Source organism: Allokutzneria sp. A3M-2-11 16 (genome assembly GCF_024213555.1).
Taxonomy (GTDB): domain Bacteria; phylum Actinomycetota; class Actinomycetes; order Mycobacteriales; family Pseudonocardiaceae; genus Allokutzneria.
The window spans coordinates 2,230,393-2,253,985 of sequence record NZ_JANAVO010000001.1 but is presented as its reverse complement, the minus strand read 5'-3'; the positions used below and the strand labels follow the sequence as shown (position 1 = coordinate 2,253,985).

The 23,593-nt window shown below is 70.1% G+C and carries 22 protein-coding genes and 1 other RNA gene; 7 read left to right on the top strand and 16 right to left on the bottom strand.

Annotation, left to right across the window (positions count from 1 at the left end):
* Positions 1-33: 33 nt before the first annotated feature.
* Positions 34-1,236: an MFS transporter gene (locus tag NLX83_RS11265; RefSeq protein ID WP_254234779.1), complete on the top strand. Its 1,203-nt coding sequence runs from the start codon at positions 34-36 to the stop codon at positions 1,234-1,236.
* Here the strand turns inward: NLX83_RS11265 and NLX83_RS11260 are convergent.
* The 3 genes from NLX83_RS11260 to NLX83_RS11250 are packed head-to-tail and all read right to left on the bottom strand — an operon-like array spanning position 1,173 to position 5,009.
* Positions 1,173-2,660: a gluconokinase gene (locus NLX83_RS11260; protein WP_254234778.1), complete on the bottom strand. Its 1,488-nt coding sequence runs from the start codon at positions 2,658-2,660 to the stop codon at positions 1,173-1,175. The genes NLX83_RS11265 and NLX83_RS11260 overlap by 64 nt on opposite strands.
* A 19-nt stretch (positions 2,661-2,679) precedes the next feature.
* Positions 2,680-3,738, bottom strand: coding sequence for an aspartate-semialdehyde dehydrogenase (locus tag NLX83_RS11255; RefSeq protein ID WP_254234777.1), 1,059 nt, complete (start codon positions 3,736-3,738; stop codon positions 2,680-2,682).
* Between the two features lie 5 nt (positions 3,739-3,743).
* Positions 3,744-5,009: an aspartate kinase gene (locus tag NLX83_RS11250; RefSeq protein WP_254234776.1), complete on the bottom strand. Its 1,266-nt coding sequence runs from the start codon at positions 5,007-5,009 to the stop codon at positions 3,744-3,746.
* A gap of 335 nt (positions 5,010-5,344) precedes the next feature.
* Here NLX83_RS11250 and NLX83_RS11245 point away from each other — a divergent pair, with 335 nt between their 5' ends.
* Positions 5,345-5,950, top strand: coding sequence for a nitroreductase family protein (locus tag NLX83_RS11245; protein WP_254234775.1), 606 nt, complete (start codon positions 5,345-5,347; stop codon positions 5,948-5,950).
* A gap of 41 nt (positions 5,951-5,991) precedes the next feature.
* On the opposite strand, the gene NLX83_RS11240 is transcribed toward NLX83_RS11245, so the two are convergent.
* Entirely contained in the window at positions 5,992-6,294 is a 303-nt protein-coding gene (locus tag NLX83_RS11240; RefSeq protein WP_254234774.1) for a hypothetical protein, read from the bottom strand.
* A 539-nt stretch (positions 6,295-6,833) separates the two neighbouring features.
* Between NLX83_RS11240 and leuA the strand changes: the two genes are divergently transcribed.
* The 3 genes from leuA to NLX83_RS11225 are packed head-to-tail and all read left to right on the top strand — an operon-like array spanning position 6,834 to position 10,385.
* Positions 6,834-8,627 (top strand): 2-isopropylmalate synthase, encoded by a 1,794-nt coding sequence (gene leuA / locus NLX83_RS11235; protein WP_254234773.1) that lies wholly within the window; start codon positions 6,834-6,836, stop codon positions 8,625-8,627.
* Positions 8,628-8,683: 56 nt separating this feature from the next.
* Positions 8,684-9,721: a DNA topoisomerase IB gene (locus NLX83_RS11230; protein ID WP_254234772.1), complete on the top strand. Its 1,038-nt coding sequence runs from the start codon at positions 8,684-8,686 to the stop codon at positions 9,719-9,721.
* Positions 9,722-9,773: 52 nt separating this feature from the next.
* Complete coding sequence (locus NLX83_RS11225) at positions 9,774-10,385, top strand: DedA family protein (protein ID WP_254234771.1); 612 nt, start codon at positions 9,774-9,776, stop codon at positions 10,383-10,385.
* Here the strand turns inward: NLX83_RS11225 and NLX83_RS11220 are convergent.
* The 10 genes from NLX83_RS11220 to NLX83_RS11175 all read right to left on the bottom strand — a co-directional run bounded on the left by NLX83_RS11220 (position 10,358) and on the right by NLX83_RS11175 (position 19,511).
* A complete protein-coding gene (locus NLX83_RS11220; RefSeq protein ID WP_254234770.1) occupies positions 10,358-11,005 on the bottom strand; it encodes a class II aldolase/adducin family protein in 648 nt (215 codons plus the stop codon). The two genes, NLX83_RS11225 and NLX83_RS11220, sit on opposite strands and share 28 nt — an antisense overlap.
* Positions 11,006-11,071: 66 nt before the next feature.
* Positions 11,072-11,908 carry a lysozyme gene (locus tag NLX83_RS11215; RefSeq protein WP_254234769.1) on the bottom strand — a complete coding sequence of 279 codons (837 nt, stop codon included), beginning with the start codon at positions 11,906-11,908 and terminating at the stop codon, positions 11,072-11,074.
* 164 nt (positions 11,909-12,072) lie between these two features.
* Positions 12,073-13,164 (bottom strand): ABC transporter ATP-binding protein, encoded by a 1,092-nt coding sequence (locus tag NLX83_RS11210; protein WP_254234768.1) that lies wholly within the window; start codon positions 13,162-13,164, stop codon positions 12,073-12,075.
* Positions 13,161-14,147 (bottom strand): ABC transporter ATP-binding protein, encoded by a 987-nt coding sequence (locus NLX83_RS11205; RefSeq protein WP_254234767.1) that lies wholly within the window; start codon positions 14,145-14,147, stop codon positions 13,161-13,163. The genes NLX83_RS11210 and NLX83_RS11205 overlap by 4 nt, the downstream gene beginning before the upstream one ends.
* 19 nt (positions 14,148-14,166) lie before the next feature.
* The gene (locus tag NLX83_RS11200; protein WP_374118725.1) at positions 14,167-15,105 is read right to left on the bottom strand and encodes an ABC transporter permease; all 939 of its coding nucleotides are present in this window, start codon (positions 15,103-15,105) and stop codon (positions 14,167-14,169) included.
* A gap of 13 nt (positions 15,106-15,118) precedes the next feature.
* The gene (locus NLX83_RS11195; protein ID WP_254234766.1) at positions 15,119-16,129 is read right to left on the bottom strand and encodes an ABC transporter permease; all 1,011 of its coding nucleotides are present in this window, start codon (positions 16,127-16,129) and stop codon (positions 15,119-15,121) included.
* A gap of 36 nt (positions 16,130-16,165) precedes the next feature.
* Positions 16,166-17,854, bottom strand: a complete 1,689-nt coding sequence (locus NLX83_RS11190; RefSeq protein WP_254234765.1) for an ABC transporter substrate-binding protein — start codon at positions 17,852-17,854, stop codon at positions 16,166-16,168.
* 192 nt (positions 17,855-18,046) lie between these two features.
* Entirely contained in the window at positions 18,047-18,574 is a 528-nt protein-coding gene (locus tag NLX83_RS11185; RefSeq protein WP_254234764.1) for a uridine kinase family protein, read from the bottom strand.
* A 5-nt stretch (positions 18,575-18,579) separates the two neighbouring features.
* Positions 18,580-19,188, bottom strand: a complete 609-nt coding sequence (gene recR, locus NLX83_RS11180) for a recombination mediator RecR (RefSeq protein WP_030428141.1) — start codon at positions 19,186-19,188, stop codon at positions 18,580-18,582.
* Positions 19,189-19,199: 11 nt separating this feature from the next.
* Positions 19,200-19,511, bottom strand: coding sequence for a YbaB/EbfC family nucleoid-associated protein (locus NLX83_RS11175; RefSeq protein ID WP_254234763.1), 312 nt, complete (start codon positions 19,509-19,511; stop codon positions 19,200-19,202).
* A gap of 108 nt (positions 19,512-19,619) precedes the next feature.
* Between NLX83_RS11175 and NLX83_RS11170 the strand changes: the two genes are divergently transcribed.
* Both NLX83_RS11170 and NLX83_RS11165 read left to right on the top strand, forming a co-directional pair.
* Positions 19,620-20,447, top strand: a complete 828-nt coding sequence (locus tag NLX83_RS11170) for an N-acetylmuramoyl-L-alanine amidase (protein ID WP_254234762.1) — start codon at positions 19,620-19,622, stop codon at positions 20,445-20,447.
* 95 nt (positions 20,448-20,542) lie between these two features.
* Positions 20,543-21,301 (top strand): DUF3592 domain-containing protein, encoded by a 759-nt coding sequence (locus NLX83_RS11165; RefSeq protein WP_254234761.1) that lies wholly within the window; start codon positions 20,543-20,545, stop codon positions 21,299-21,301.
* Positions 21,302-21,372: 71 nt separating this feature from the next.
* On the opposite strand, the gene NLX83_RS11160 is transcribed toward NLX83_RS11165, so the two are convergent.
* Both NLX83_RS11160 and ffs read right to left on the bottom strand, forming a co-directional pair.
* Positions 21,373-23,436 (bottom strand): DNA polymerase III subunit gamma and tau, encoded by a 2,064-nt coding sequence (locus tag NLX83_RS11160; protein WP_254234760.1) that lies wholly within the window; start codon positions 23,434-23,436, stop codon positions 21,373-21,375.
* Positions 23,437-23,494: 58 nt separating this feature from the next.
* Positions 23,495-23,589, bottom strand: an RNA gene (gene ffs, locus NLX83_RS11155) — signal recognition particle sRNA small type.
* Positions 23,590-23,593 lie beyond the last annotated feature (4 nt).

Below are 23,593 nucleotides of genomic sequence, written 5' to 3'. Positions count from 1 at the left end.
GATAACAAACGATGTCAGGAGTGTCATGACAGCGTGGCCCTTTCTCGGTACCGGCAGGTGTTCGGCCTGCCGGGCGTGCGGCGTCTGCTGCTGATCGCCCTGTTCGCGCGCATCCCCGGCAGCGCGGTCGGCGTCGCGATGACGCTGCACGTGGTGCTCACGCTGAAGGAGGGCTACGGCGCTGCCGGGCTGGTCACCGCGTGCGCCACGATCGGCATGGCGCTCAGCGGTCCCCTGTTCGGGCGACTGGTCGACCGGCGCGGGCTGCGGCTGATGCTGGCGATCACCACGATCGGCGAGGCCACGTTCTGGTTCATCGCGCCGTCGCTGCCCTACCCGGCGCTGCTGGGCACCGCGCTGCTCGGCGGCTTCCTGACCCTGCCGGTCGGCGCGACCTCGCGGCAGGCGCTGGCCGCGATCGTGCCGCCGGAGCACCGCAAGGCCGCGTTCTCGCTGGACACGATCTTCGTGGAGACCAGCTACATGCTCGGTCCGGCGCTCGGCGTGCTGCTGGCCACGCAGGTCTCCACCACGGTCACGCTGGTGGCCATCGGCGGCGGTCTCGTGTTCTCCGGCAGCGTGCTCTACCTGGTCAACCCGCCGATCCGGTCGGCGGAGACCTCCGGCCCGGTCCGGCCGGTGCCGCGCAAGGAGTGGCTGACCAGGGAACTCGTCGGCGCACTGGTGATCTCCGCGGGTGCGGTCCTGGTGCTCGCCGGGACCGATGTGGCGATCGTGGCCACGCTCGAACGCCACGGCCAGGTCTCGTGGACCGGCCTGGTCATCGTGGTCTGGTGCCTGGTCTCGCTGAGCGGCGGCTTCGTCTACGGGGCGATGACCAGGACGGTCTCGCCGTTGGTGCTGATGACGACGATGGGGCTGCTGACCATCCCGATCGGCTTCGCGGCCGACTGGTGGTGGCTGTGCCTGGCCATCCTGCCCGCGGGCGTGCTGTGCGCCCCGCTGCTGGCCGCGACCACGGAGTGGATCAGCAGGCTCGCGCCGGAGTCGGTGCGCGGTGAGGTGATGGGGCTCCAGCAGTCCGCGCTCACCCTCGGCAGCGCGATGGGCGCCCCGTTCGTCGGAGCGGTGATGGACGCGACGTCGCCCGCCATGGGCTTCGTCGCGGCAGGTGCTCTCGTGACCATGGTCGCCGCCGGAGTGCTGCTCCTTCAGCGCCCGCGCACCTCACCCGCTTCCGTCAGCTCCGAGGAGAGCGTGCGCAGCGCCTCGTAGGCCCGTTCGACCACCGCTCGCGCCGCAGCCGAACGCGCCGCGTTGACCGGGTCGAGGGGGACGACGCCGACCGGCTCGATCAGGGCGGCCGCCGCGCGCAGCGAGGACAGCTCGCCCAGCGCGCGCCAACCGAGCAATGCCGCGCCGAGGCCCGATCCCTCGCTGTCCTCGGCCAGTTCCAGCTCGATGCCCAGGCAGGCGGAGATCACCTCCGCCCACACCGGTGACCGGAAGGCCCCGCCGGTTGCGCGGACGCGGTCGATCGGAGCTCCCGTCGCGGCGACGGCGTCCCGAACCAGGGCGAGCTGCTGGCCGACGCCCTCGATCAGGGCGCGCATGATCTGCGCCCGGCCGTGTTCCCGGCGCAGTCCGATGATCATCGCGCGCGGGTCCGGGTCCCACCACGGGGCGCGCTCGCCGAGGAGGTAGGGCAGCGCGAGCAGGCCCCCCGCACCGGGTGGCACGCTCTCCGCCTCGACCAGCAGCGAGCCGATGTCGTTGGTGCCGAAGGTTTCCGCGGCCCACGTGGCCACGCTGCCGCCGTTGCTGATCGCGCCGCCGAGCACCCACAGGCCGTCGCCGATCGCATAGCAGAACACGCGGCAGTGCTCGTCGATACCGGGCTGGTCGCGGACCACGCGCAGCGCGCCGCTGGTGCCCAGCGACAGCGCGGCCATGCCCGGCACCACCGCGCCGACGCCGAGGTTGGCCAGCGGACCGTCTCCCCCGCCCGCGACAACGGGCAGACCCGTTGGCAGACCGTCGATCTGCGCCGTCAGCGGCAGGACATCGGTGGGCGCCAACAGCTCCGGCAGCTGGTCGGCGGTGATCCCGGCCAGCCGCAACGATTCCGGGTGCCAGTCGAGGGTATGCATGTTCATCAGGCCGGAGCCCGACGAGTAGGAGTGCTCGGTGGCAAGGCGCCCGGTGAGGTGCAGGAGCACGAAGTCCTTGAGGCTGCACCATTTCACGGCCCGCACGTCGGTCTTCTCGTGGAACCACACGAGCTTCGACAACGGGGCGAACGGGTGCACCGGCGTACCCGTCGCACGATGCAGGTCAGGCCCGGCCGGGCTGGCCTTGATGCGCGCGGCCTGTTCGGCGGCCCGGTTGTCCGCCCAGCTCAGCGCATGGGTGAGCGGGTTGTTGTCGGCGTCCAGCGCCATCAGGGTGTGCATGGCGCCGGTGAGCGAGAGCCCGGCGATGCCGAGCCCTCTCTGTCCACAGTGGACAACGCACTCGGTCAACGCCTCCAGCGCGGCGGTGAGCACCTGCCGCGGGTCGTGCACGGCCTCGCCGGGGTGCTCGCCGAGCATCGGATAACCGCGCTCGGCGAGCACGTGGACCACGGCCGAGGCATCGGCGGCGACCACCTTCGTCGCCGTGCTGCCCAGGTCGACTCCGAGCACTACCCGTGTCGTCACGGGTTCTTCATACCAGGGCTCAGGCCAGCGACTCAGCGATCTCGTAGGTGTTCAGCGCCGCGCCCTTGCGCAGGTTGTCCCCGCACACGAAGAAGTCCAGCGTGTTCGGGAAGTCCAGCGCCTGGCGGATGCGGCCGACGTAGGTCGGGTCGCCGCCGACCACGTCCACGGGCGTGGGGAACACGCCGTTGGCCGCGTCGTCGACCAGCCGGATGCTGGGCTGAGCCGCGAAGATCTCCCGGGCGCGCTCGACGGTGACCTCCTCGGCGAAGACCGCGTGCACGGCGAGGGAGTGCGTGGTGACGACGGGAACGCGCACGCAGGTGGCGGAGACCTTCAGGTCCGGGATGCCCAGGATCTTGCGGGACTCGTTGCGCACCTTCAGTTCCTCGCTGGACCAGCCGCCGTCGCGCAGCGAACCCGCCCACGGGACCACGTTGAACGCCAGCGGGGCCGGGAACGGCGAGTCCGAAGGGGACAGTCCTGCCGCTTCGAGGGCCTCGCGCACGTCGCCGGCGCGGTTGCCGACGCCCTTGCCCGCCACCGCGGCGGCCTCGGCGTAGAGGCGGTCGATGCCGTCCTGACCGGCTCCGGAAGCGGCCTGGTAGGACGAGACGACCAGTTCGCGCAGGCCGAAGGTGTGGTGCAGCGCGCCGAGCGCGGCCATCATCGACAGCGTCGTGCAGTTGGGGTTGGCGATGATGCCGCGCGGCCGGTTGGCGACCTGGGCGGCGTTCACCTCCGGCACCACCAGCGGCACGTCGTCGTCCATCCGGAACGCGCCGGAGTTGTCCACGGCGACCGCACCGCGCGCGGCGGCGATCGGCGCCCACTCGGCGGAAACCGCGTCCGGCACGTCGAACATGGCCACGTCGACGCCGTCGAAGGCCTCCGCGGACAGGGCGATGACCTCAAGGGACTCACCGCGGACGGTGATCCGCTTGCCCGCCGAGCGCGGGGAGGCGATCAGCCGGATCTCCCCCCACGGCACGGACTCGCGGCCGTTGATGATGTCGATCATGACGGTGCCGACGGCGCCGGTCGCGCCGACGAGGGCGAGGGTGGGACGCGAGGTCATCGCGCTCACCTCCCGGTTCCGGCGTAGACGACGGCTTCCTCGGAGCTGCCCAGGTCGAACGCCTCGTGCAGCGCGCGCACGGCGTCGTCGAGCTGGGTGTCGCGGCAGACCACCGAGATGCGGATCTCCGAGGTGGAGATGATCTCGATGTTCACCCCTGCCTCGGCCAGCGCCTCGCAGAAGACCGCGGTGACACCGGGGTGCGAGCGCATGCCCGCGCCGATCAGCGAGACCTTGCCGACGTGCTCGTCGAAGAGGACCTGCTCGAAGCCGATCTCCTCGCGCACCTTCCCCAGCGCGGCGACCGCGGTCGCGGCGTCGGTCTTGGGCAGGGTGAAGGTCAGGTCCGTGCGGCCGGTGGCGACCTGGGAGATGTTCTGCACCACCATGTCGATGTTCAGCTCGGACTCGGCGATCACCCGGAAGATCCGGGCGGCCACGCCGGGGTGGTCCGGCACGCCGGTGACGGTAATCTTGGCTTCCGACCGGTCGTGCGCGACGCCGGTGATCATGGCCTGTTCCACGGGAAGGTCCTCCATGGACCCGGACACGATGGTTCCGGGCTTGTTGTTGAACGACGAGCGGACATGGATGGCGACGTTGTTGCGGCGCCCGTACTCGACGCAGCGCAGCATCAGCACCTTCGCGCCGCACGCGGCCATCTCCAACATCTCCTCGTAGGTGATGTTGTCGAGCTTCTTGGCGTTGGGCACGATGCGCGGGTCGGCGCTGTAGACGCCGTCCACGTCGGTGTAGATCTCGCAGACGTCGGCGCCCAGCGCTGCGGCCAGCGCCACCGCGGTGGTGTCGGTGCCGCCGCGGCCGAGCGTGGTGATGTCCTTGGTGTCCTGGCTGACGCCCTGGAAACCGGCGACGATGGTGATCGCGCCCGCGTCCAGCGACTCCTGGATGCGGCTCGGCGTGACGTCGATGATCCGCGCCTTGCCGTGCACCGAGGTGGTGATCACCCCGGCCTGCGAGCCGGTGTAGGAGCGGGCCTCGGCCCCCAGCGAGTGGATCGCCATGGCCAGCAGCGACATCGAGATGCGCTCGCCTGCGGTGAGCAGCATGTCCATCTCGCGGTCCGGCGGGATCGGGGACACCTGGCTGGCGAGGTCGAGCAGGTCGTCGGTGGTGTCACCCATCGCGGAGACCGCGACGACCACGTCGTTGCCCGCTTTGCGCGTCTCGACGATCCGTTCGGCCACTCGTTTGATTCGTTCAGCGTTTTCCAGCGAGGATCCGCCGTACTTCTGGACGACGAGCGCCACCGAACCTCCTCCGGACGACGGCCCGGCCGTACCCGCACTCTTGGCGCGGGCGCGACGGACGGGCCTTCTCACAGGCTGTACCTGGACCGCGCCATCGCAGTCTGCGGGCCAGGGTACTCACCTCGGCCGCCCCGTCCACCAGTGTGTTTTCGCACCTCGGAACGCCGCGCGCGGTCCGCCCCGGCGCGTCGTGTGGCAGACCACACCGCAACGGGCCAGGGTGGGCGGAGATCCGTTCGCCCGCCTGCGATCGCGGTGGAGGATCTTCGGCGTCCCCGGTGACGGCTGTTCCCGGCGACCGTGACGCTATTCACAAACTTTGTGAGGGAGTACACGTGGCGGAACTGAGTGCGCACCGGCCCGCGGAGTCGAGCGCGCCCCTGCACGAGCTGATCCGCGACCGGTGGAGCCCCCGCGTGCTCGACCCGAAGGCGGAGATCACCGAGGACCAGCTGCGCGCGCTGTTCGAGGCCGCGCGGTGGGCCGCGTCCTGGGGCAACAGCCAGCCCGCGCGGTACCTCGTCGGCAGGCGCGGCGACGACACGTTCGAGCGGATCTACGCGACCCTGACGCGCGGCAACAAGAACTGGGCGGGAGCAGCGGGCGCGCTGGTGCTCGGGATCGCGGTGACCCGCGACGACGAGGGCGAGCCGATGCCCTACGCCGAGTACGGCTTCGGCCTCGCGACGCAGAACCTCGTGCTGCAAGCGGTCGCCGAAGGGCTTGTCGCACACCAGATGGCGGGCTTCAGCCCCGATGCCGCCAAGGCGGTCTTCGAGCTTCCCGAGGGCATGGAACCGTTGGTGGCCATAGCGATCGGGCACTTCGGCGACGGTTCCGGCGTGGACCAGTCACTGATCGACCGCGACACCAAACCGCGGCAGCGCAAGCCGTTGTCGTCGCTCGTGTTCGGCTCGGGCTGGGGAGCTCCAGCGTTCTAGCGTGCCCGCCCAGCAGAGAATCTGGGCGAGCACGCTCGCCATCAGGCCGTCCGGCGCAACAAACGGACCACGATTCCCGTCACCACCAGCCAGAACACGATGGCCAAGCCGTAGTTCAGCAGCAGGTCCATCGTGGCGTTGCCGGTGGCGAAGAGGTTCACGAACCACAACGCCAGCGCGCTCGCCGCACTCGCGACGAACTGGACGAGCGCGTTGGCCTCGTTCACCGAGACCAGAACGAAGATCACATGCGCCAGCAGGATGAGCGCGATCACCGTGCCGATCGCCCGGACGACCGACGCGACGACGGAGCCACCACTGCGAACGCGATCACTGGCAACCATGGAAGACATCCCTTCCTCAGCAGCTGTCACCCACGCGGGTACCCCTGTCACCCCGCCCCCAAGCCCACCACCTCCTCCCCCACCCACGCCCCAACCGCCCTGAACGAGTCATTGAGGGAACTGAGCGCCCTGAACGAGTCATTCGGGGAACTGAGCGCACCGAATGAGTCATTGAGGGCACTAACGGCGGCCGCCCCGAACGGACCGTTTGGGGCGTTGGGCTCCCTGAACGGGTCGTTGGGGGCGTTGAGGTCCCTGAACGGGTCGTTCAGGGCACTCAAGTACCTGAACGAGTCATTGGGGGAGTTGAAGTACCCCAATGACTCATTCAGGGCACAAAGGGCGGGGTGGGGTGTCCAGGATGTGGGAGGCGGGTTTCAGTCAGCGGCCTGGGCATGGTTAGTCTGGCCGCGTGGCGCGTGCCCTGCTCCTTCTTCGCCGCGACGGGGTCTGACCAGACCGGCCCCCCGTCGCGGGATTCGGCTGCGGCCCCACGCCCGCCGGTCGACGCTTCCCCGGCAGCAGGAGCCCCCTCAGCTATGACGATCGACCCCGCCACCTTCTCCGCCGCGACGAGCAGGCTGAACACCCCTTCCCGCCCCGCCCCCGCGGATCAGCCCGGGTGGAACACGCAGCGCGGCAGCTCGATGCCCTACCACCGCTACCGGCCCTTCGCCGAGCTGGTGGAGCCCGTGGCGCTGGCCGACCGCGGCTGGCCGGACAAGGTCATCGACCGGGCGCCGCAGTGGTGCGCGGTGGATCTGCGCGACGGCAACCAGGCGCTGATCGACCCGATGTCCCCGGCTCGCAAGCGGCGGATGTTCGACCTGCTCGTGCGCATGGGCTACAAGGAGATCGAGGTCGGTTTCCCGGCGGCCAGCCAGACCGACTACGACTTCGTCCGCGAGATCATCAGCGACGAGGCCATCCCGGCCGACGTCACGATCCAGGTGCTGACCCAGTGCCGCCCGGAGCTGATCGAGCGCACCTTCCAGGCGTTGGAGGGCGCGCACAGCGCGATCGTGCACATCTACAACTCGACCTCGGTGCTGCAGCGCCGCGTCGTGTTCAACTCCGACCGCGCGGGCATCATGAAGATCGCCACCGAAGCCGCGCACCTGGTGCAGGACCTGGCTGGCAAGCACGCGGAGACGAACTTCCGCTTCGAGTACTCCCCGGAGTCCTACACGGGCACCGAGCTGAGCTACGCCGCCGAGGTGTGCAACGCGGTCACCGGGATCTGGCAGCCGACCCCGCAGCGCCCGGCGATCATCAACCTCCCCGCCACGGTGGAGATGGCCACGCCCAACGTCTACGCGGACTCCATCGAGTGGATGCACCGCAACCTGGAGCGCCGCGACGCGGTGGTGCTCAGCCTGCACCCGCACAACGACCGCGGCACCGGTGTCGCCGCCGCCGAACTGGGCTACCAGGCCGGGGCGGACCGCATCGAGGGCTGCCTGTTCGGCAACGGCGAGCGCACCGGCAACGTCTGCCTGGTGACGCTGGCGATGAACCTGTTCAGCCAGGGCATCGACCCGCAGGTCGACCTCTCCGACATCGACGAGGTCCGCCGCACGGTCGAGTACTGCAACCAGCTGGCCGTGCCCGAGCGGCACCCCTACGGCGGCGACCTGGTCTACACGGCGTTCTCCGGCAGCCACCAGGACGCGATCAAGAAGGGCTTCGAGGCCCTGGAGCGCGAGGCCAAGGCCGCGGGCGAGCACGTGGACGACTTCCCGTGGGAGGTCCCCTACCTGCCGATCGACCCCAAGGACGTCGGCCGCAGCTACGAGGCCGTGATCCGGGTGAACTCGCAGTCCGGCAAGGGCGGCGTCGCCTACGTGATGAAGGCGGAGCACCAGCTGGACCTGCCGCGGCGGCTGCAGATCGAGTTCTCCAAGCTCGTCCAGGAGGTCACGGACAACGAGGGCGGCGAGATCGACGCGAAGGGCATCTGGGACGTCTTCGCCACGGAGTACCTGGACCGCGTCAGCCCGGTGCGCCTCGTCCGGCACCGCCTGTCCGACGACGGCGAGGGCCACGACGAGATCGAGGCGGTCGTCCGCGTCGAGGACGAGGACCACGAGGTCTCCGGTCGCGGCAACGGCCCGATCGCGGCGTTCGTGGACGCGCTGGCCACCGTGGGCTACGACGTGCGAGTACTGGACTACGCCGAGCACGCCATGTCCGCGGGTGACGACGCCCGGGCCGCGGCCTACGTGGAGACGACGATCGGCGACCGCGTCCTCTGGGGCGTGGGCGTCGACGGCTCGATCGTCACCGCTTCGCTGCGCGCGGTCCTCTCGGCCGTGAACCGCGCCTACCGCTGAGCCGGTACCCACCGTTCGCGGGCATTGAGTCCGCGAACGGTGGGTATTGCCCCGGAGTGCGGCTGCGGCGGAGTGATCCCAGTGGTCCTGGGCTGACCAGGCGGCGATGCGGGCGTGGCTTCCGGTACTTCGACCCCCGCGGCCCCGTTGACGACCCGGAGGTCCTGGAGCGGATCAAGCAGCTCGTGATCCCGCCCGCGTGGCAGGACGTGTGGATCTGCACGGCGCCGAACGGGCACATCCAAGCCGTCGGGGTCGACGAGGCCGGGCGCAAGCAGTACCTCTACCACCCGTCGTGGACCGAGCGCCGTGACGCCGAGAAGTTCGACCGCGTGCTCAAGCTCGGCGCGTGCATGCCCAAGGTGCGCGAGGAGATCGCGAAGCGCCTCGACGGCAAGGGGCTCGGGCGGGACCGCGTGCTCTCGGCGTCGCTGAGGCTGTTGGAGCTGGGCGCGTTCCGCTCCGGCGGGCACGCGTACGCGAAGGAGAACGGCAGTTTCGGGTTGTCGACGCTGCTGCGCGAGCACGTGACGCTGCGCCGGGGCCGGGTGCTGGTGCGCTACGTCGCCAAGGGCGGCCTCGACCGCGAGGTGACCATTGAAGATCCACAGGTGCGCGAGGTCGTTCGCGGACTGCTCCGGCGCCGTGATCGAAATCCGGAACTGCTGTCCTATTGGGACGGTCGGCGATGGCACAACCTGCGCTCCCCGGATATCAACGACTACGTCCGGGAAATCACCGGAGGCCCATTCACGGCGAAAGATGTAAGAACCTGGAATGGCACTGTTCTCGCGGCGATCGCGCTGGCAGCGACGCTGCGACCGGAATCGAAGCGCGGTCGGCGACGCGCTGTGACCGCGGCGATGCGGGAAGTGTCGGAAGAGCTCGGAAACACGCCCGCCGTGTGTCGTAAATCCTATGTGGACCCGTATGTGATCGATGCCTTCGAGCACGGAATCACGACGGGCAGTAGAGTGCTTCGAGTCGGGTCGGCGGAACTCGCCGCGACCGGCACCAGGAACAGAGTGGAACGCGCGGTGCTGACCCTGCTGCGCCGGGCTCGCAAGGAGCTGGATCCACCGAGCAAGAGCTGAAGATGTCCGCGTGGCAGGTGCCCCGCGGCCGACGTGAGGCGTTACCGGACTCGTGACCTTCGCCCAGGCCCCTGAGCTGGCGCTGCTGCTGCTGTTCGTCATCGCCGCGGTGCCGCTGCTGCCGACCGAGGCCGCCGTCGTCGGCTGCGCGGTCCTCGCGGCGAACGGCGAGGTGCACCTGGTCACGGTCATCCTGGTGGCGACGGCGGGCTGCCTCGCCTCCGACCTGTTCAACTACACGATCGGCAGCCGGCTGGGCATGCGCGCGCTCCAGCGCTTCGAGACCAAGCCGCGCACCGCGGCCGCGCTCGCCTGGCTGCGCAGGCAGCTGGACAACCGCGGCGAGCCGATGATGGTCGCCGGGCGGTTCATCCCCGGCGGCGGCATCGTCGGCGCCGTGCTCGCGGGCGCGTTCCGGATGGGCATGCCGAGGTTCCTGCCGGTGGCCACGATCGGCTCCGCGCTCTGGTCCACCTACGCCACGCTGATCGGCTACACCGGCGGCCAGCTGATCTCCGAGCCGTTCGTCGCGATCGCGCTGTCGATCGGGATGACGGTGCTGGTCAGCCTGCCGATCGGGTACGCGGTGAAGCGTGCGCAGGCGAAGGACGCCGCGCGCGAGCAGCGGGCGGCGGACTACCGCTCCGGCGCCTTCTGGCCGTAGGTCGCGAGCCGGTCGACCGCCTCGGCCATCCGCTCCTCCCCCAGCTCACGCGGTAGCAGGCCCACCGACTGCACGCGCAACGCCACCTCGCACAGCCATTCCAGGTACTTCGCGCGCTCGTAGGTCTCGTCGAGGGTGTTGCCGAGGACCACGGCGCCGTGGTTGGCCAGCAGGCACGCGGTGCGGTCGGTCATCGCCACGCACATGTTCTCCGCGAGCTCCGGGCTGCCGTAGAGCGCGTAAGGCGCCACGCGCACGCTCCCGCCGAACAGACCGAGGTAGTAGTGCACCGGCGGCACCTCGTCGACCAGGCACGACAACGCGGTCGCGGCGACGGAGTGGGTGTGCACGACCGCGCCGGGCATGGACTGGAGGTAGGCGGCCGAGTGCATCGGCAGCTCGCTGGTGGGCTTGAGCGGCGAGTCCACCGGTGTGCCGTCCAGTTCGCACACGGACACCAGCTCGGGCGTGAGCGCGTCGTAGGACAACCCGCTGGGCGTGATCGCGATCAGCTCGCCCTTGCGGACGCTGACGTTGCCCGCGGTGCCCACCACGAGCCCTTCCGCCGACATGAGGCGGCAGATGCGGACGACGGCTTCGCGTTCCTCTTGGAGCAGCACGTTCCCAGTATGCGAAAAGAACGGCCGCCGATGGTCTCGGCGGCCGTTCCGATACCGAACTGGAGATCAGCCGTTGGCCATCGCGACCAGGCGGTCGTACGCACCGTTGAAGGTGTTCTGGTCGATCGGGGTCTCCGAGTACTGCCAGATCGTGTAGAAGCCCCACCGGTGCGGCAGGGCGCCGACGGAGGACGCGTAGCGCGCGACCCACAGCGGGTTGGTGCCGCTGAAGTCGCCCCGGTTACCGGTGCACGTCGACCACCAGCTGGTGCTGGTGTAGATCATCGGGTAGCGGCCGGTGCGGGCCCGGTAGGTGTTGCTGAAGTCCGCGATCCAGTTGACCATCGCCTGCTGGCCGAGGCCGTAACAGGTCGCGCCGTACGGGTTGTACTCGATGTCCAGCGCTCCGGGCAGGGTCTTGCCGTCCCGGGACCAGCCACCGCCGTTGTTCACGAAGTAGTTGGCCTGGGCGGCTCCGCTTGAGCGGTCCGGCAGCGCGAAGTGGTACGAGCCGCGGATCATGCCGATGTTGTAGGAACCGTTGTACTGCTGGGCGAAGTACGGGTTCTTGAACCCGGTGCCCTCGGTGGCCTTGACGTAGGCGAACCGCTTGCCCGCGTTCCACTGGGCCTGCCAGTTCACGTTGCCCTGGTGGCCGCTCACGTCGATACCGGCCACCGAAGCCATGATCTGCGGATCGGTGGGAACGGGGTCGGTGAGGTTGCGGGCGCGGTCGGGGGCGAGCCCTTCGTGCTTGGCGATCTGCGAGCCCATCGCGGTGTCGCCGATGGGCGCGTCGGGGTTCCCGACGATCGGGTCGGCCCCGGCGGGGGCCAGCGCGCCGAAGCCGAGCACCGCGACCAGCGCGGCGACAGCGACGGCAGAACGCTTGGTGACAGACATGTTTCAGCCCTCTTTCGTCCGTTGCAGGGGTGTGGGTGGAGGCAGGGCCACCCACCGGACTGGGGCGATGGTCACAAACCGGGCTAAAAAAGCGCTGAAGTTCTCGTAGGAATGGAACGGAGGGGCGCCCTTTCGGACGCCCCTCCGACTCCGTTCAGATCAGCTCAGATCACTTCCGTGACCGAAGCGGGCCCGCCGATGTCCGGCGAGATCGTGTCGGTCACCTCGACCAGTTCCGGCTCCACCGCGTGCGGCTGGATCTTGCCGTCGCGGATGTCCTCCGCCCAGTGGCACGCCACCCTGTGCCCGGGGACGAGTTCGCGCAGCGCGGGGCGTTCGGTGTCGCACTTGCCCGGCTGCCGCCAGGGGCAGCGGGTGTGGAACCGGCAGCCCGCGGGCGGCGCGGCGGGCGAGGGCAGGTCACCGGTGAGCAGGATGCGCTCGCGGCGGTCCTCCAGCTCCGGGTCGGGCACCGGCACCGCCGACAGCAGCGCGCGGGTGTACGGGTGCAGCGGCTCGGCGTAGAGGCCGTCGGAGGTGGCCTCCTCGACCAGCCCGCCCAGGTACATCACGCCGACCCGGTCGGCGATGTGCCGCACCACCGCGAGGTCGTGCGCGATCACCAGGTAGGTCAGCCCGAACTCGACCTGCAGGTCCTCCAGCAGGTTCACCACCTGGGCCTGCACCGAGACGTCGAGCGCGGAGACCGGCTCGTCGGCGACGATGAGGTCCGGGTTGACCGACAGCGAGCGGGCGATGCCGATGCGCTGCCGCTGACCGCCGGAGAACTCGTGCGGGTACTTGCGCAGCGCCGTCGACGGCAGGCCCACCGCGGAGAGCAGTTCGCGCAGCCGCTTGCCCGTCGCCTCCTTGTCCTTGTCGAGGTCGTGCGCGCGCAGCCCCTCGACGAGGATGGACTCCACCGACTGGCGTGGGTCCAAAGAGGACAGTGGGTCCTGGAACACCATCTGCATGCGGCGCCGCATCTTCCGCAGCGGCTCGCCCTTCATGGTGGACAGGTCGGAGCCGTCGAAGACCACCTTGCCGCCGGTGGGCTCGGTCAGCCGGAGCATCGCGCGGCCCAGCGTGGACTTGCCGCAGCCGGACTCGCCGACCAGGCCGTAGGTCTCGCCCTTGCGGATCTCCAGGTCGACCCCGTCCACCGCGTAGACGTAGCCGACTGTCCGGTCGAGCACGACGCCGCGCTTGATCGGGAAGTGCACCTTCATGTCCTGGACGCTGACCAGGGTGCTCATGCGGACACCTCCTGCTCCTGCTCGACGGGGTTGTGGCAGCGCAGCAAGCGGCCGTTGTCGGCCTCCATCGCCGGGGTCTGCTGAACGCAGACGTCCAGGGCGTTGGGGCAGCGCGGAGCGAAGGCGCACCCGTTGGTCCACGGGATGTTGTCGGCGACGGAGCCCTTGATCGGGACCAGTCGCTCCCCGCGCGGCGCGTCCAGCCTGGGGATCGAGGCCAGCAGGCCGTGGGTGTAGGGGTGCCGCGGCCGCTTGAACAGCTCGTGCCGCTGCGCCCGCTCCACCACGCGCCCGCCGTAGAGCACGTTCACCTCGTCGCACAGCCCCGCGACCACACCGAGGTCGTGGGTGATCATCACCAACGCGGTCTCGGTGTCCTTCACCAGTTCCGCCAGCAGCGCCAGGATCTGCGCCTGGATGGTGACGTCGAGCGCGGTGGTCGGCTCGTCGGCGATGAGCAGCCTCGGCTTGCACGCCAGCGCCATCGCGATCAGCGCGCGCTGCCGCATCCCGCCGGAGAGCTGGTGCGGGTACTCGGTGAGCCGCCGCGTCGGGTCGGGGATGCCGACCTTGTCCAGCAGATCGACGGCGTGCGGCTGGGCGGCCTTGCGGCTCATCCCGCGGTGCCGCTCCAGGACCTCGGTGACCTGGAGCCCGATCGGGATGACCGGGTTCAGCGAGGACAGCGGGTCCTGGAAGACCATGCCGAGGTCGCGGCCACGGCGGTCGCGCATCTGCCTGTCGGACAAGGAAAGCAGCTCGGCGCCCTCGAAGCGCACGGAGCCGGAGATCTTCGGGCCGCGCCGCGGCAGCAGGCCCATGATCGCCAGTGAGGTGACCGACTTGCCGCAGCCGGACTCACCGACCAGCCCGACCGTCTGGCCGGGCTCCACGTCGAAGCTGACGCCGTCCACAGCGGTGAAGGGCTCCTCGCCCTTGCGCTGGAACACGACGCTGAGATCGCGAACCTCAAGCAGTGCCATGTTTCTCCAAGGACGCCGGTCAGCGACGATTTTTGGGGTCGAGTGCCTCGCGCAGAGCCTCGCCCATGAGGGTGAAGCCGAGCGCGACCACGATGATGCAGCCCGCGGGCCAGAACGCCAGGTTGGGGTGGCTGTCGAAGACCTGCTGCGAGGTGCCGAGCATCTGACCCCACTCCGGGATGGAGTCGTCCGGATTTCCCAGTCCCAGGAAGGAGAGCGCGGCCGCGTCGATGATCGCGACGGCCAGCACCAGGGTCGACTGCACGATCACCGGGCCGAGCGAGTTCGGCAGCATGTGCCGGAACACGATCGCCGCGGGCTTCACCCCGAGCGAGCGCGCGGCCAGCACGTGGTCGCTGTGCCGTTGCGCCAGCATCGATCCGCGCAACAACCGGGCGAAGATCGGTACCTGCACGATCGCCACCGCGACGATCACCGTGTAGACGTTCGGCGGCGAGAACAGCACACCCACCGAGACCGCGAGCAGCAGGCTCGGGATGGACAGCATCACGTCGACCGCGCGCATCACCAGCGAGTCGACCCAGCCGCCGAGCGCGCCGGCGAGCGTGCCGAGCACCAGGCCGCCGATCAGGCCGAGGAACGTGGCGAGCACGCCGACCATCAGCGTCTGCTGCGAGCCGATCAGCAAGCGGGACAACAGGTCCCGGCCCTGGAGGTCACCGCCGAGCGGGTGTCCGGCCTGGGCGGGCGGGATCTCGTTGCGCGCCTTGACGACCTGGTCGGCGAGCATCCGCTCGCCCGGATCGTGCTGGGCCAGCAGCGGCGCGAAGAGCGCGACGAGCACGAACAGCGCGACGAGCACCGCGCCCAGCATGAACACCGGGTTCCGGCGGAGCCTGCGCCAGGCGCTCGCGGCGAGGCTGACACCGCTGTCGTCGGCCTTGTTCGCGGAGGTGGAGGCGAGCGCGTCCACCCGGTCCTTCTTCGTTGTGGTCACTGGTTTCCTCCCCTCACCTGGTCCGGATGCGCGGATCGATCAACGCGTAGGACAGGTCGACAACCAGGTTGATCACCACGTACACCAGCGCGGCCATCAGGATCACCATCTGCAGCACGGGGTAGTCCCTGCGCTCGAAGCTGATCGCCAGCGCCTCGCCGAGGCCGGGGTAGGCGAAGACCTTCTCGGTCAGCACCGCCCCCGCCAGCAGGGCACCGGTCTGCAGGCCGATCGTGGTGACCACCGGCAGCATCGCGTTGCGCACGACGTGCCTGGTCCGGATGGTCTGGAGGGTCAGGCCCTTGGACTCCGCGGTCCGCACGTAGTCCTCGTCCAGCACGTCCAGCACCGCGGCCCGGGTGATCCGGAAGATCACCGCGAACGGGATGGTCGCGAGCGCGACGCCGGGCAGGAGGAGGTGGACGAAGGCGTCCCAGGCGGCGTCCCACTCCTGCGTCAGGAGCCCGTCGAGCACGAAGAACCCGGTGACCCGCGTGGCCTCCAGCGCGTCGGCCTGGCGGCCGTAGGAGGGCAGCCACTGCAGGTTCACCGCGAAGACGTACTTGAGCAGGAACGCGAGGAAGAAGACGGGGACGGCGACGCCGACCAGGGAGCCGACCACGCCGACGTTGTCCAGCCAGCCGCCGCGGCGCTTGGCCGCGAGGTAGCCGAGCGGGATGCCGAACGCCACCGCGAGGACGATCGCGAAGATGCTCAGCTCCAGCGTCGCCGGGAAGCGCTCCAGGAAGATGTCCATGGCGGGCGTTCCCGGCTGCACCCCCGTCGACGTCCCGAAGTCGCCGGAGAGGGCACGGCCGATGAACTTGAAGTACTGCGTGATGACCGGCTGATCGAGGCCGAGCTCGGCGGTGAGTCGCGCGCGCGACTCCTCGGTGCCGCGCTCACCCAGGAGGGCCGAGACCGGCCCTCCCGGGAGCGAACGCAGCCACGCGAAGAGCAGCAGCGACAACACCGCGACGACCCCGACTAGCTGGATCAGCCGCCGCACGGTGAAGCGGAGCACTGGCTATCCCGTTGTTCTCGTGGTGGGAGGAGGAGATCAGCCCTTGCTGACGGGGCCGAACTCCTCAGCGGTCAGCGGGCTGGGAACCAGGCCCTTGATGTCCTTCTTCAGCACCAGCGCGGGCGGCGAGTGCGAGAGCGGGACGCCGGGCAGGTACTCCTCCATGATCTGCTTGTTCAGGCCCTTGTAGAGCTGGTCGCGGGCGGCCTTGTTGGGCTCGGCGTCGGCCTTCTTCAGGTCCGCCGCGAGCTTCTCACCCCACGGCGCGCCCGCGGTGTAGAAGCGGTTGCCGGGGGTGCCGAAGAAGGTGCCCACGAAGTTGTCGACGGTGTTGTAGTCACCGGTCCAGCCGAGCAGGAAGAGGTCGGCCTTGGCCTGGTCGACATCGGTCAGGTAGCCGCCGTTCCACGGCTTCGTGGTGACGTTGATCTTGATGCCCGCCGCCTGGAGGTCCGCGGCGATCGCGCCGTAGATGTCCTTCGGGTTCGGCATGTACGGCCGGGTGACCTCGCTGGGCCAGTAGAAGTTGACCGTCAGGTCGGACGCGCCCGCCTCGGCCAGCAGCTGCTTCGCCTTCGCGGTGCTGTACTCGATCTTCTTGACGTCCGGGTTGTAGCCGTCGACGGTGTCCGGGATGAACTGCGTCGCCACCACGGCGCCCTCGGGCAGCTGCGACTTGACCAGCTGCTCGCGGTTGATCGCGTGCGCGATGGCCTGGCGGACCCGGACGTCCTTGATCTTGGCGTTGGTCTTCTGGGTGAAGCCCAGGTACATGATGTTGAACGCCGGGCGGATCGCCACGTTGAAGCCCTGGCTCTTCAGCTGCGCCCAGTCCGCGGGGGCCGGGTAGTCGTAGCCGTCGATGTCCCCGGTCTGCAGCGCCTGCTTGCGCGCGGTCTCATCGGGGATGATCTTGAAGATCAGCTTGTCCAGCTTGGCCTTGTCAGCGCGGTACCCGTCGAAGCGGGCCAGTTCGATCGAGTTGTTCGCCGTGTCGTAGTTGACGAACTTGAACGGGCCGGTGCCGGTCGGGTTCTTCAGCGCGTACTCGTTGTAGACGAAGCTGTCGCCCTGCGCCTTGACGTCGTCGGCGTTGAACTTCCGCATCGCGGTTGGGCTCTGCATCGAGAACGACGGCAGGCCGAGCACGTCGGGGAACTTCGACGTGGTCGCGGTCAGCTCGACGACGGCGGTCTTGGGGTCCTTGGCCGTGCAGGACTTGAACAGCGACGGGTCCTTGCCGTCGGAGAAGCCGCCGAAGTTGTTCACCCAGTACTGGGAGACCGCCTCGCTCTGCCCGGCGCCCTTCTGGTTGTACCAGCGGTTGAAGTTGAAGCAGACCGCCTCGGCGTTGAAGTCGGTGTTGTCGTGGAACTTCACGCCCTCCCGCAGGGTGAAGGTCCAGACCTTGCCGTCCGGGGAGGAGGACCACTTCTCGGCCAGCTCGGGCGTGGCCTTCGCGGTGCCCGGCTCGAAGCCGACCAGGCCCTCCATGATCTGCCGCGAGATCCGGAAGGTGGCGCCGTCGGTGGCGTAGAACGGGTCGAACAGCTTCGGTGCGCCCTCGGCGCCGAAGGTCATCGTTCCGCCGACCTTGCCCTGACCCGCGTCGTTCCCGCGCTGCGACTGGGCGCAGGAGGCGAGGGACAGCGCGGTCACGCCGGCGACGCCGACCACCGCCAGCCTGCGCATGGGGGTTCTGAGCGCAGTGAGTTTCTTGGGCATCGCGCACACCTCATGGTCCGATGTCACTGTGTGTGGTGGCCGACCCTAACCCCTTACGAGCCCGTTGCCGAGTGCTCCAGGTCACGATCCGGCCACGCAGAACGCCGTAAGATCGGGTGAATTTTCGCCGGTGTTACCCGGGAGTCACACCGCTTTCTGGCGTCAACCGGCTGCTGCTCCCGGACGTGTTCGTCAGACCACGATGTCGGCGCTTCCCGCCGTGGAGTCCACGGCGAACCAGCCCTGTTCGAACTCCTGCCAACGGAGCAGCTGCTCGCGGCACGTTTCGCCGTCTCTGGCAACTGCCCTCTTCAGGCGAAGCTCCCGATCACCGGAACAGACCCACACCAACACGGACAGCGACGACCGGATCGAGCGACGGCCACTGGAGACGCCTTCCACGACCAGGATCTCGGGCGTGTCGATCCGGACTTCCGCGCCCATCCGGGGCAAGCCATCCGACCATTCGGTCCGCCGGTAAACGGCTGGCTCACCGCGCCGGAAAGGATCGAGAACGCCCTCGACGAGCCTCGGCCACCACGACACCGGCTCGTCCCAGGTCGCGAAGTCATCGGTCGGCACCAGCGCCGTCCGCTCCACCCCCAGCGCCCGGACCAGGGCGCGGGCGAACGTGGACTTCCCGCCGCCGGAGGGGCCGTCGACGGCGACGAGCTTCACCGGACCGAGGCGGGCCGGAGCCGCCTCGACCGCGGTGATCACGTCCTTCACATGGCGCGACGGCCCGAGAGGGCGCGCCCCAGGGTCAGTTCGTCGGCGAACTCCAGGTCACCGCCCATGGGCAGGCCGGAGGCGAGGCGGGTCACCGTCAGGCCGGGGAAGTCCTTGAGCATGCGCATCAGGTAGGTCGCCGTCGCCTCGCCCTCGGTGTTCGGGTCGGTGGCGATGATGATCTCCGTGATGTCCACGCCGTCCAGGGTGGTGCCGATCCTGGACAGCAGCTCACGGATGCGCAGCTGGTCGGGGCCGACCCCGGACAACGGGTCCAGCGCGCCGCCGAGCACGTGGTAGCGCCCCTTGAACTCCCTGGTGCGCTCGATGGCGAGCACGTCCTTGGGCTCCTCGACCACGCACACCACCGACAGGTCGCGGCGCGGGTCCCGGCAGATGCGGCAGGTGGTCTCCTCGGAGACGTTGCCGCACACGTCGCAGAACTGGATGCCCTCCTTGACCTTCTGCAGCACCTCCTGCAGCCGGGTCACGTCCGCGGGCTCGGCCGCGAGCAGGTGGAAGGCGATGCGCTGAGCGCTCTTCGGCCCGACGCCGGGCAACCGGCCGAGCTCGTCGATCAGGTCCTGGACCGGTCCCTCGTACACGTGTCCCTTGCCTACATCCCGGGGAGCTGGAACCCGCCGCCGAGACCACCGGCCAGCGGGCCCATGGCGCGCTGGGCCAGCTCCTGCGCGTTGGTGTTGGCGTCGCGGACCGCGGCGACCACCAGGTCGGCCAGCGTGTCCGGGTCCTCGGGGTCGATGACCTTGGGGTCGATCGTCAGCGCCTTGAGCTCGCCCGCGCCCGAGACGGTCGCGGTGACCAGGCCGCCACCGGCGTTGCCGGTCACCTCGGCGTCGGCCAGCTCCTGCTGGGCGACCATGAGCTGCTGCTGCATCTGCTGGGCCTGCTGCAGGATCTGCTGCATGTCAGGCATGCCACCGGGCTGCAAAACGGCTCCTCTCGGCGAGCTGTGCACCGGAAAGGCACAGCATGTCGTCAGGGTAGTCGCGGTCGGTCTGGCACCGTGTATCGCGTGCGACGCCGTGACTTGAGCTTCCTCGTGGCCGGATCCGCCGCCGTGGTGTTCACCGCCTGCGGTGGCCCATCGCCCACCCCGCCGTCCAGTGCTGCCACACCGCCGCCCTCCTCGGAGGCCGCGGCCGAGCCAGCGCCCGCAACCTCCTCCGGCTCGTCCGTCGAGGCGGGCGGGCTCGCGGGCAAGACCGTGGTGATCGACCCCGGTCACAACGGCCGCAACGCCGCCAACCCGTCCATCATCAACAAGCCGGTCCCGGACGGCCGCGGTGGCACGAAGGCGTGCAACACCACGGGCACCGCGACCAACGCCGGCTACAACGAGCACGAGTTCACCTGGGACGTCGCCACCCGCGTGCGGCAGGCGCTGACCGCGCGCGGCGTCAAGGTGATCATGACGCGGGAGAACAACACCGGCGTCGGCCCGTGCGTCGACGAGCGCGCGAAGATCGGCAACCGGGCGAGCGCGGACGCCGTGGTCTCCATCCACGCGGACGGCGCGAACTCCCCCACCGCGCGCGGTTTCCACATCATCTACTCGGCCCCGCCGCTGAACGCCGCGCAGCGCGAGCCCGCGGCGAAGCTGGCCGGGACGGTGCGGGACTCCTTGCGCGCCAAGGGTTTCCCGGCGTCCAACTACGTCGGCAAGGACGGTCTGCACGGCAGGCCGGACATCGCCGGGATGAACCACTCCACCGTTCCGGCCGTGCTGGTCGAATGCGGCAACATGCGCCACCCGGAGGACGCCGCCCAGCTCTCCAGCGCGGCGGGCCGGGCCCGGTACGCGAGCGCGATCCTCGACGGCGTGCTGCGCTACCTGGGGTAACGCACTGGTCCAAGCGGTCTCCGGCGGGCGCCGAGTTGGTATCGATCGCCCGCCCGGCTGCGGCACCGGGCAGTCGGAGAGTTATCACTTCAGCCATGAGCAGCGCCCTCGCCGACATCGTGGTTGCGAAGGACACCACGCGCATCGCCCTGTCCGTGATCAGCGGGCTGGTGCTCTCCGGTGGCGTCTACTGGTCGCTGCGACGGCGGAACACGCAGCGGTCACTGCTGCGGGCCCGGGTCGAGGAGGTCGCGGACGCGGCCGGCGGCAAGCGGACCGCGACGCTGCGCCTGGTGGCCGGGCCCCGCGACGGGGAGCTGGTCGAGCTGGCGCCCACCCGCCTGGCCGTCGAGGCAGGCGACGAGCTCCAGGTCCACCCCTGCCTCGAACACCCCGCGGCGCTGCGGCTGACCGGCACTCCGCGCACGGTGATGCCGGGAGCGCTGATCGGCTACGGGGTGCTGCTGCTGGCCGCGGCCTGGCTGGCCCCGCTCCAGGCGCAACTGGTGTTCCCGCTGTTCTCCGGCCTGCTCGTGGTGGCTGGGATCGGCGTCCTGGTTGGCGCGCTCCGCTTCGCCAGGGCCTCGCGCAAGGTCGGCGGCATGATCGTCGCGCAGCGCTCGCGCTCCGGGGACACCACCTACGAGCCGCAGGTGGAGTACGAGATCGACGGCCGCGTGCGGCGCAGCTGGACCGGAGCGCGCAGGCAGAGCTCGTTCGGCGTGGGCAAGCGCGTCTGCGTCTACGTGGACCCGCGCGCCCCCGCCGTCGGCACGCTCTACACCGTGTGGACGTGGATCTTCCCGATCACCCTGCTCATCCTCGGCCTCATCGGCCTCACCACCCGGTGGTGACCCGTTTCGTACTCTTGCCGGGAAAGAGAGCGCTCCCAAATCCCGCTATGAGTACGAAACGGGGACAGGGCTCAGTCGATGCGGCGAGCGCCCAGGGGGCTGAAGAGTTTGATGATCTCCTCGTCCGGGTCGTGCTGCTTCACGTCCGGGCTGCCCATGGGGGCCGCGGCGACCTCGTCGAGCATCGCCTCCTCGTCCGCGCGTTCGCTCGCGGGGTCGGGCGGCGGCAGCTCGTCGAAGTCGGCGGGCGGCTCCGGCGGTGGCGGCTCGTCGGCCGCGGGCCTGCGGACCGGCTCCGGGCGGCGGCTCGGGGCCGGGGCGGCCGCGGTGTCGACCGAGGACTGCTGTTGCTGGGGCTGTTGGCTGCGGCGCTGCACCACGGGGCGCTCGGCCGCGGGCTTGGCGGCGGGGGCCTGCTGCACGGGCGCGGCGGCCGCGTTGCCCGCCACGCAGCGGACCTGCCACTTCCCGCCGAGCACGCTCTCGACGGCGGCGGCGATGGCGTCGCTGTTCCTCGGATCGGACAGCCGCTTGGCCAGCGGTTCCGCGGTGTGGCTCAGCGTGATCGTGTTGCCCTCCACCGACTGCACGGCGGCGTTGGTCAGCATCGCCTCGGTGCTGCGGCTCTGGGCGCGGACCGCGGCGAGCAACGCGGGCCACGACTGCCGCAGCATCGCCGCGTCCACCGTGCCGGGCGCTGCCGCGACCGGTTCGGGTTCCGGCGCGGGCTCGGGAGTGGCCGGGCGCTGCGGGGGCTTCGCTGCCTCGGGTTCGGGAGCGGGTTCGGGAGCTGCCGGGGCCTGCGAACGGCGCTGGAAGACCGGGCGATCACCGGGCGGCGGCGCGGCGGTCGGCGCCGGAGCCGTGGCGGCGGGCGCGGGTGTGGGAGCAGCTGTGACCGGGGCGGCGGCAGCGGTCGGGACGGTAGCGGCGACTGGGGCGGCGGCGACTGGGGCGGCGGCGACCGGCGCCACGGCCGGAGCGCGCCGTTCCAGGCGGTCGAGGCGGTCGAGCAGCGCGGCCTCGCTGTCGGCGGCCCCGGGGAGCAGCATCCGCGAGCACAGCAGTTCCAGCACCAGCCGGGGGGCGGTCGCGCCCCGCATGTCGATCAGTCCATTGTGGACGATCTCGGCGTAGCGGGTCAGCGTGCCCGCGCCGATCTTGTCCACTTGGCCGAGCATCGTGGTGAGCTGTTCGGCGGGAGCGTCGACCAGCCCGCGCTCCCCCGCGTCCGGCACCGCGTGCAGCAGCACCAGGTCGCGCAGCCGGTCGAGCAGGTCGGTGGCGAAGCGGCGCGGGTCGTGGCCCGCCTCCACCAGGCGGTGCACCGTGCCGAAGACCCCGGAGCCGTCGTGCGCGCCGAGCGCGTCGACCATCTCGTCGATCAGCGCCACGTCGGTGACGCCCAGCAGTGAGACGGCGCGCGCGTAGGTCACTCCCTCCGGCCCGGCACCGGCGAGCAGCTGGTCCATCACCGAGAGCGTGTCCCGCGCCGATCCCCCACCCGCGCGGATGACCAGCGGGAACACCGCGGGCTCGACCTGGACGCCCTCGTCGGCGCAGATCCGCTCGACCAGCTCGCGCATCACCCCGGGCGGCATCAGCCGGAACGGGTAGTGGTGGGTCCGCGAGCGGATGGTGCCGAGCACCTTCTCCGGCTCGGTGGTGGCGAAGATGAAGATCAGGTGGTCCGGCGGCTCTTCGACGATCTTCAGCAGGGCGTTGAAGCCCTGCGTGGTGACCATGTGCGCCTCGTCGATGATGAAGACGCGGTAGCGCGACTCGGCCGGGGCGTAGAACGCGCGGTCGCGCAGCTCCCTGGTGTCGTCGACGCCGCCGTGGCTGGCCGCGTCGAGCTCGACCACGTCGACGTTGCCGCTGCCCTCGGGGGCCAGCGCGACGCAGGAGTTGCACTCGCCGCACGGGTCCGGCGTCGGGCCCTGCGCGCAGTTCAGCGAGCGGGCGAGGATGCGCGCGCTGGAGGTCTTGCCGCAGCCGCGTGGGCCGGAGAAGAGGTAGGCGTGGTTGATCCGACCGGCCCGCAACGCCATGCGCAGCGGCTCGGTGACGTGCTCCTGCCCGACGACCTCAGAGAAGCTCGCCGGGCGGTACTTGCGATACAGGGCCAGCGCCACGGTTCCGCACCTTACTGGCGGGCACCGACAACGGAGGAATCCGGGCCGATGGAGACATAAAAGGGGACCCCACGCACCTGCCAGAGCCCGCTTATCCTTGCTGCCTTCCGGCCCTGGGGAGGTTCACGAGATGCGCACCGCATGGGGTCCTCGATCA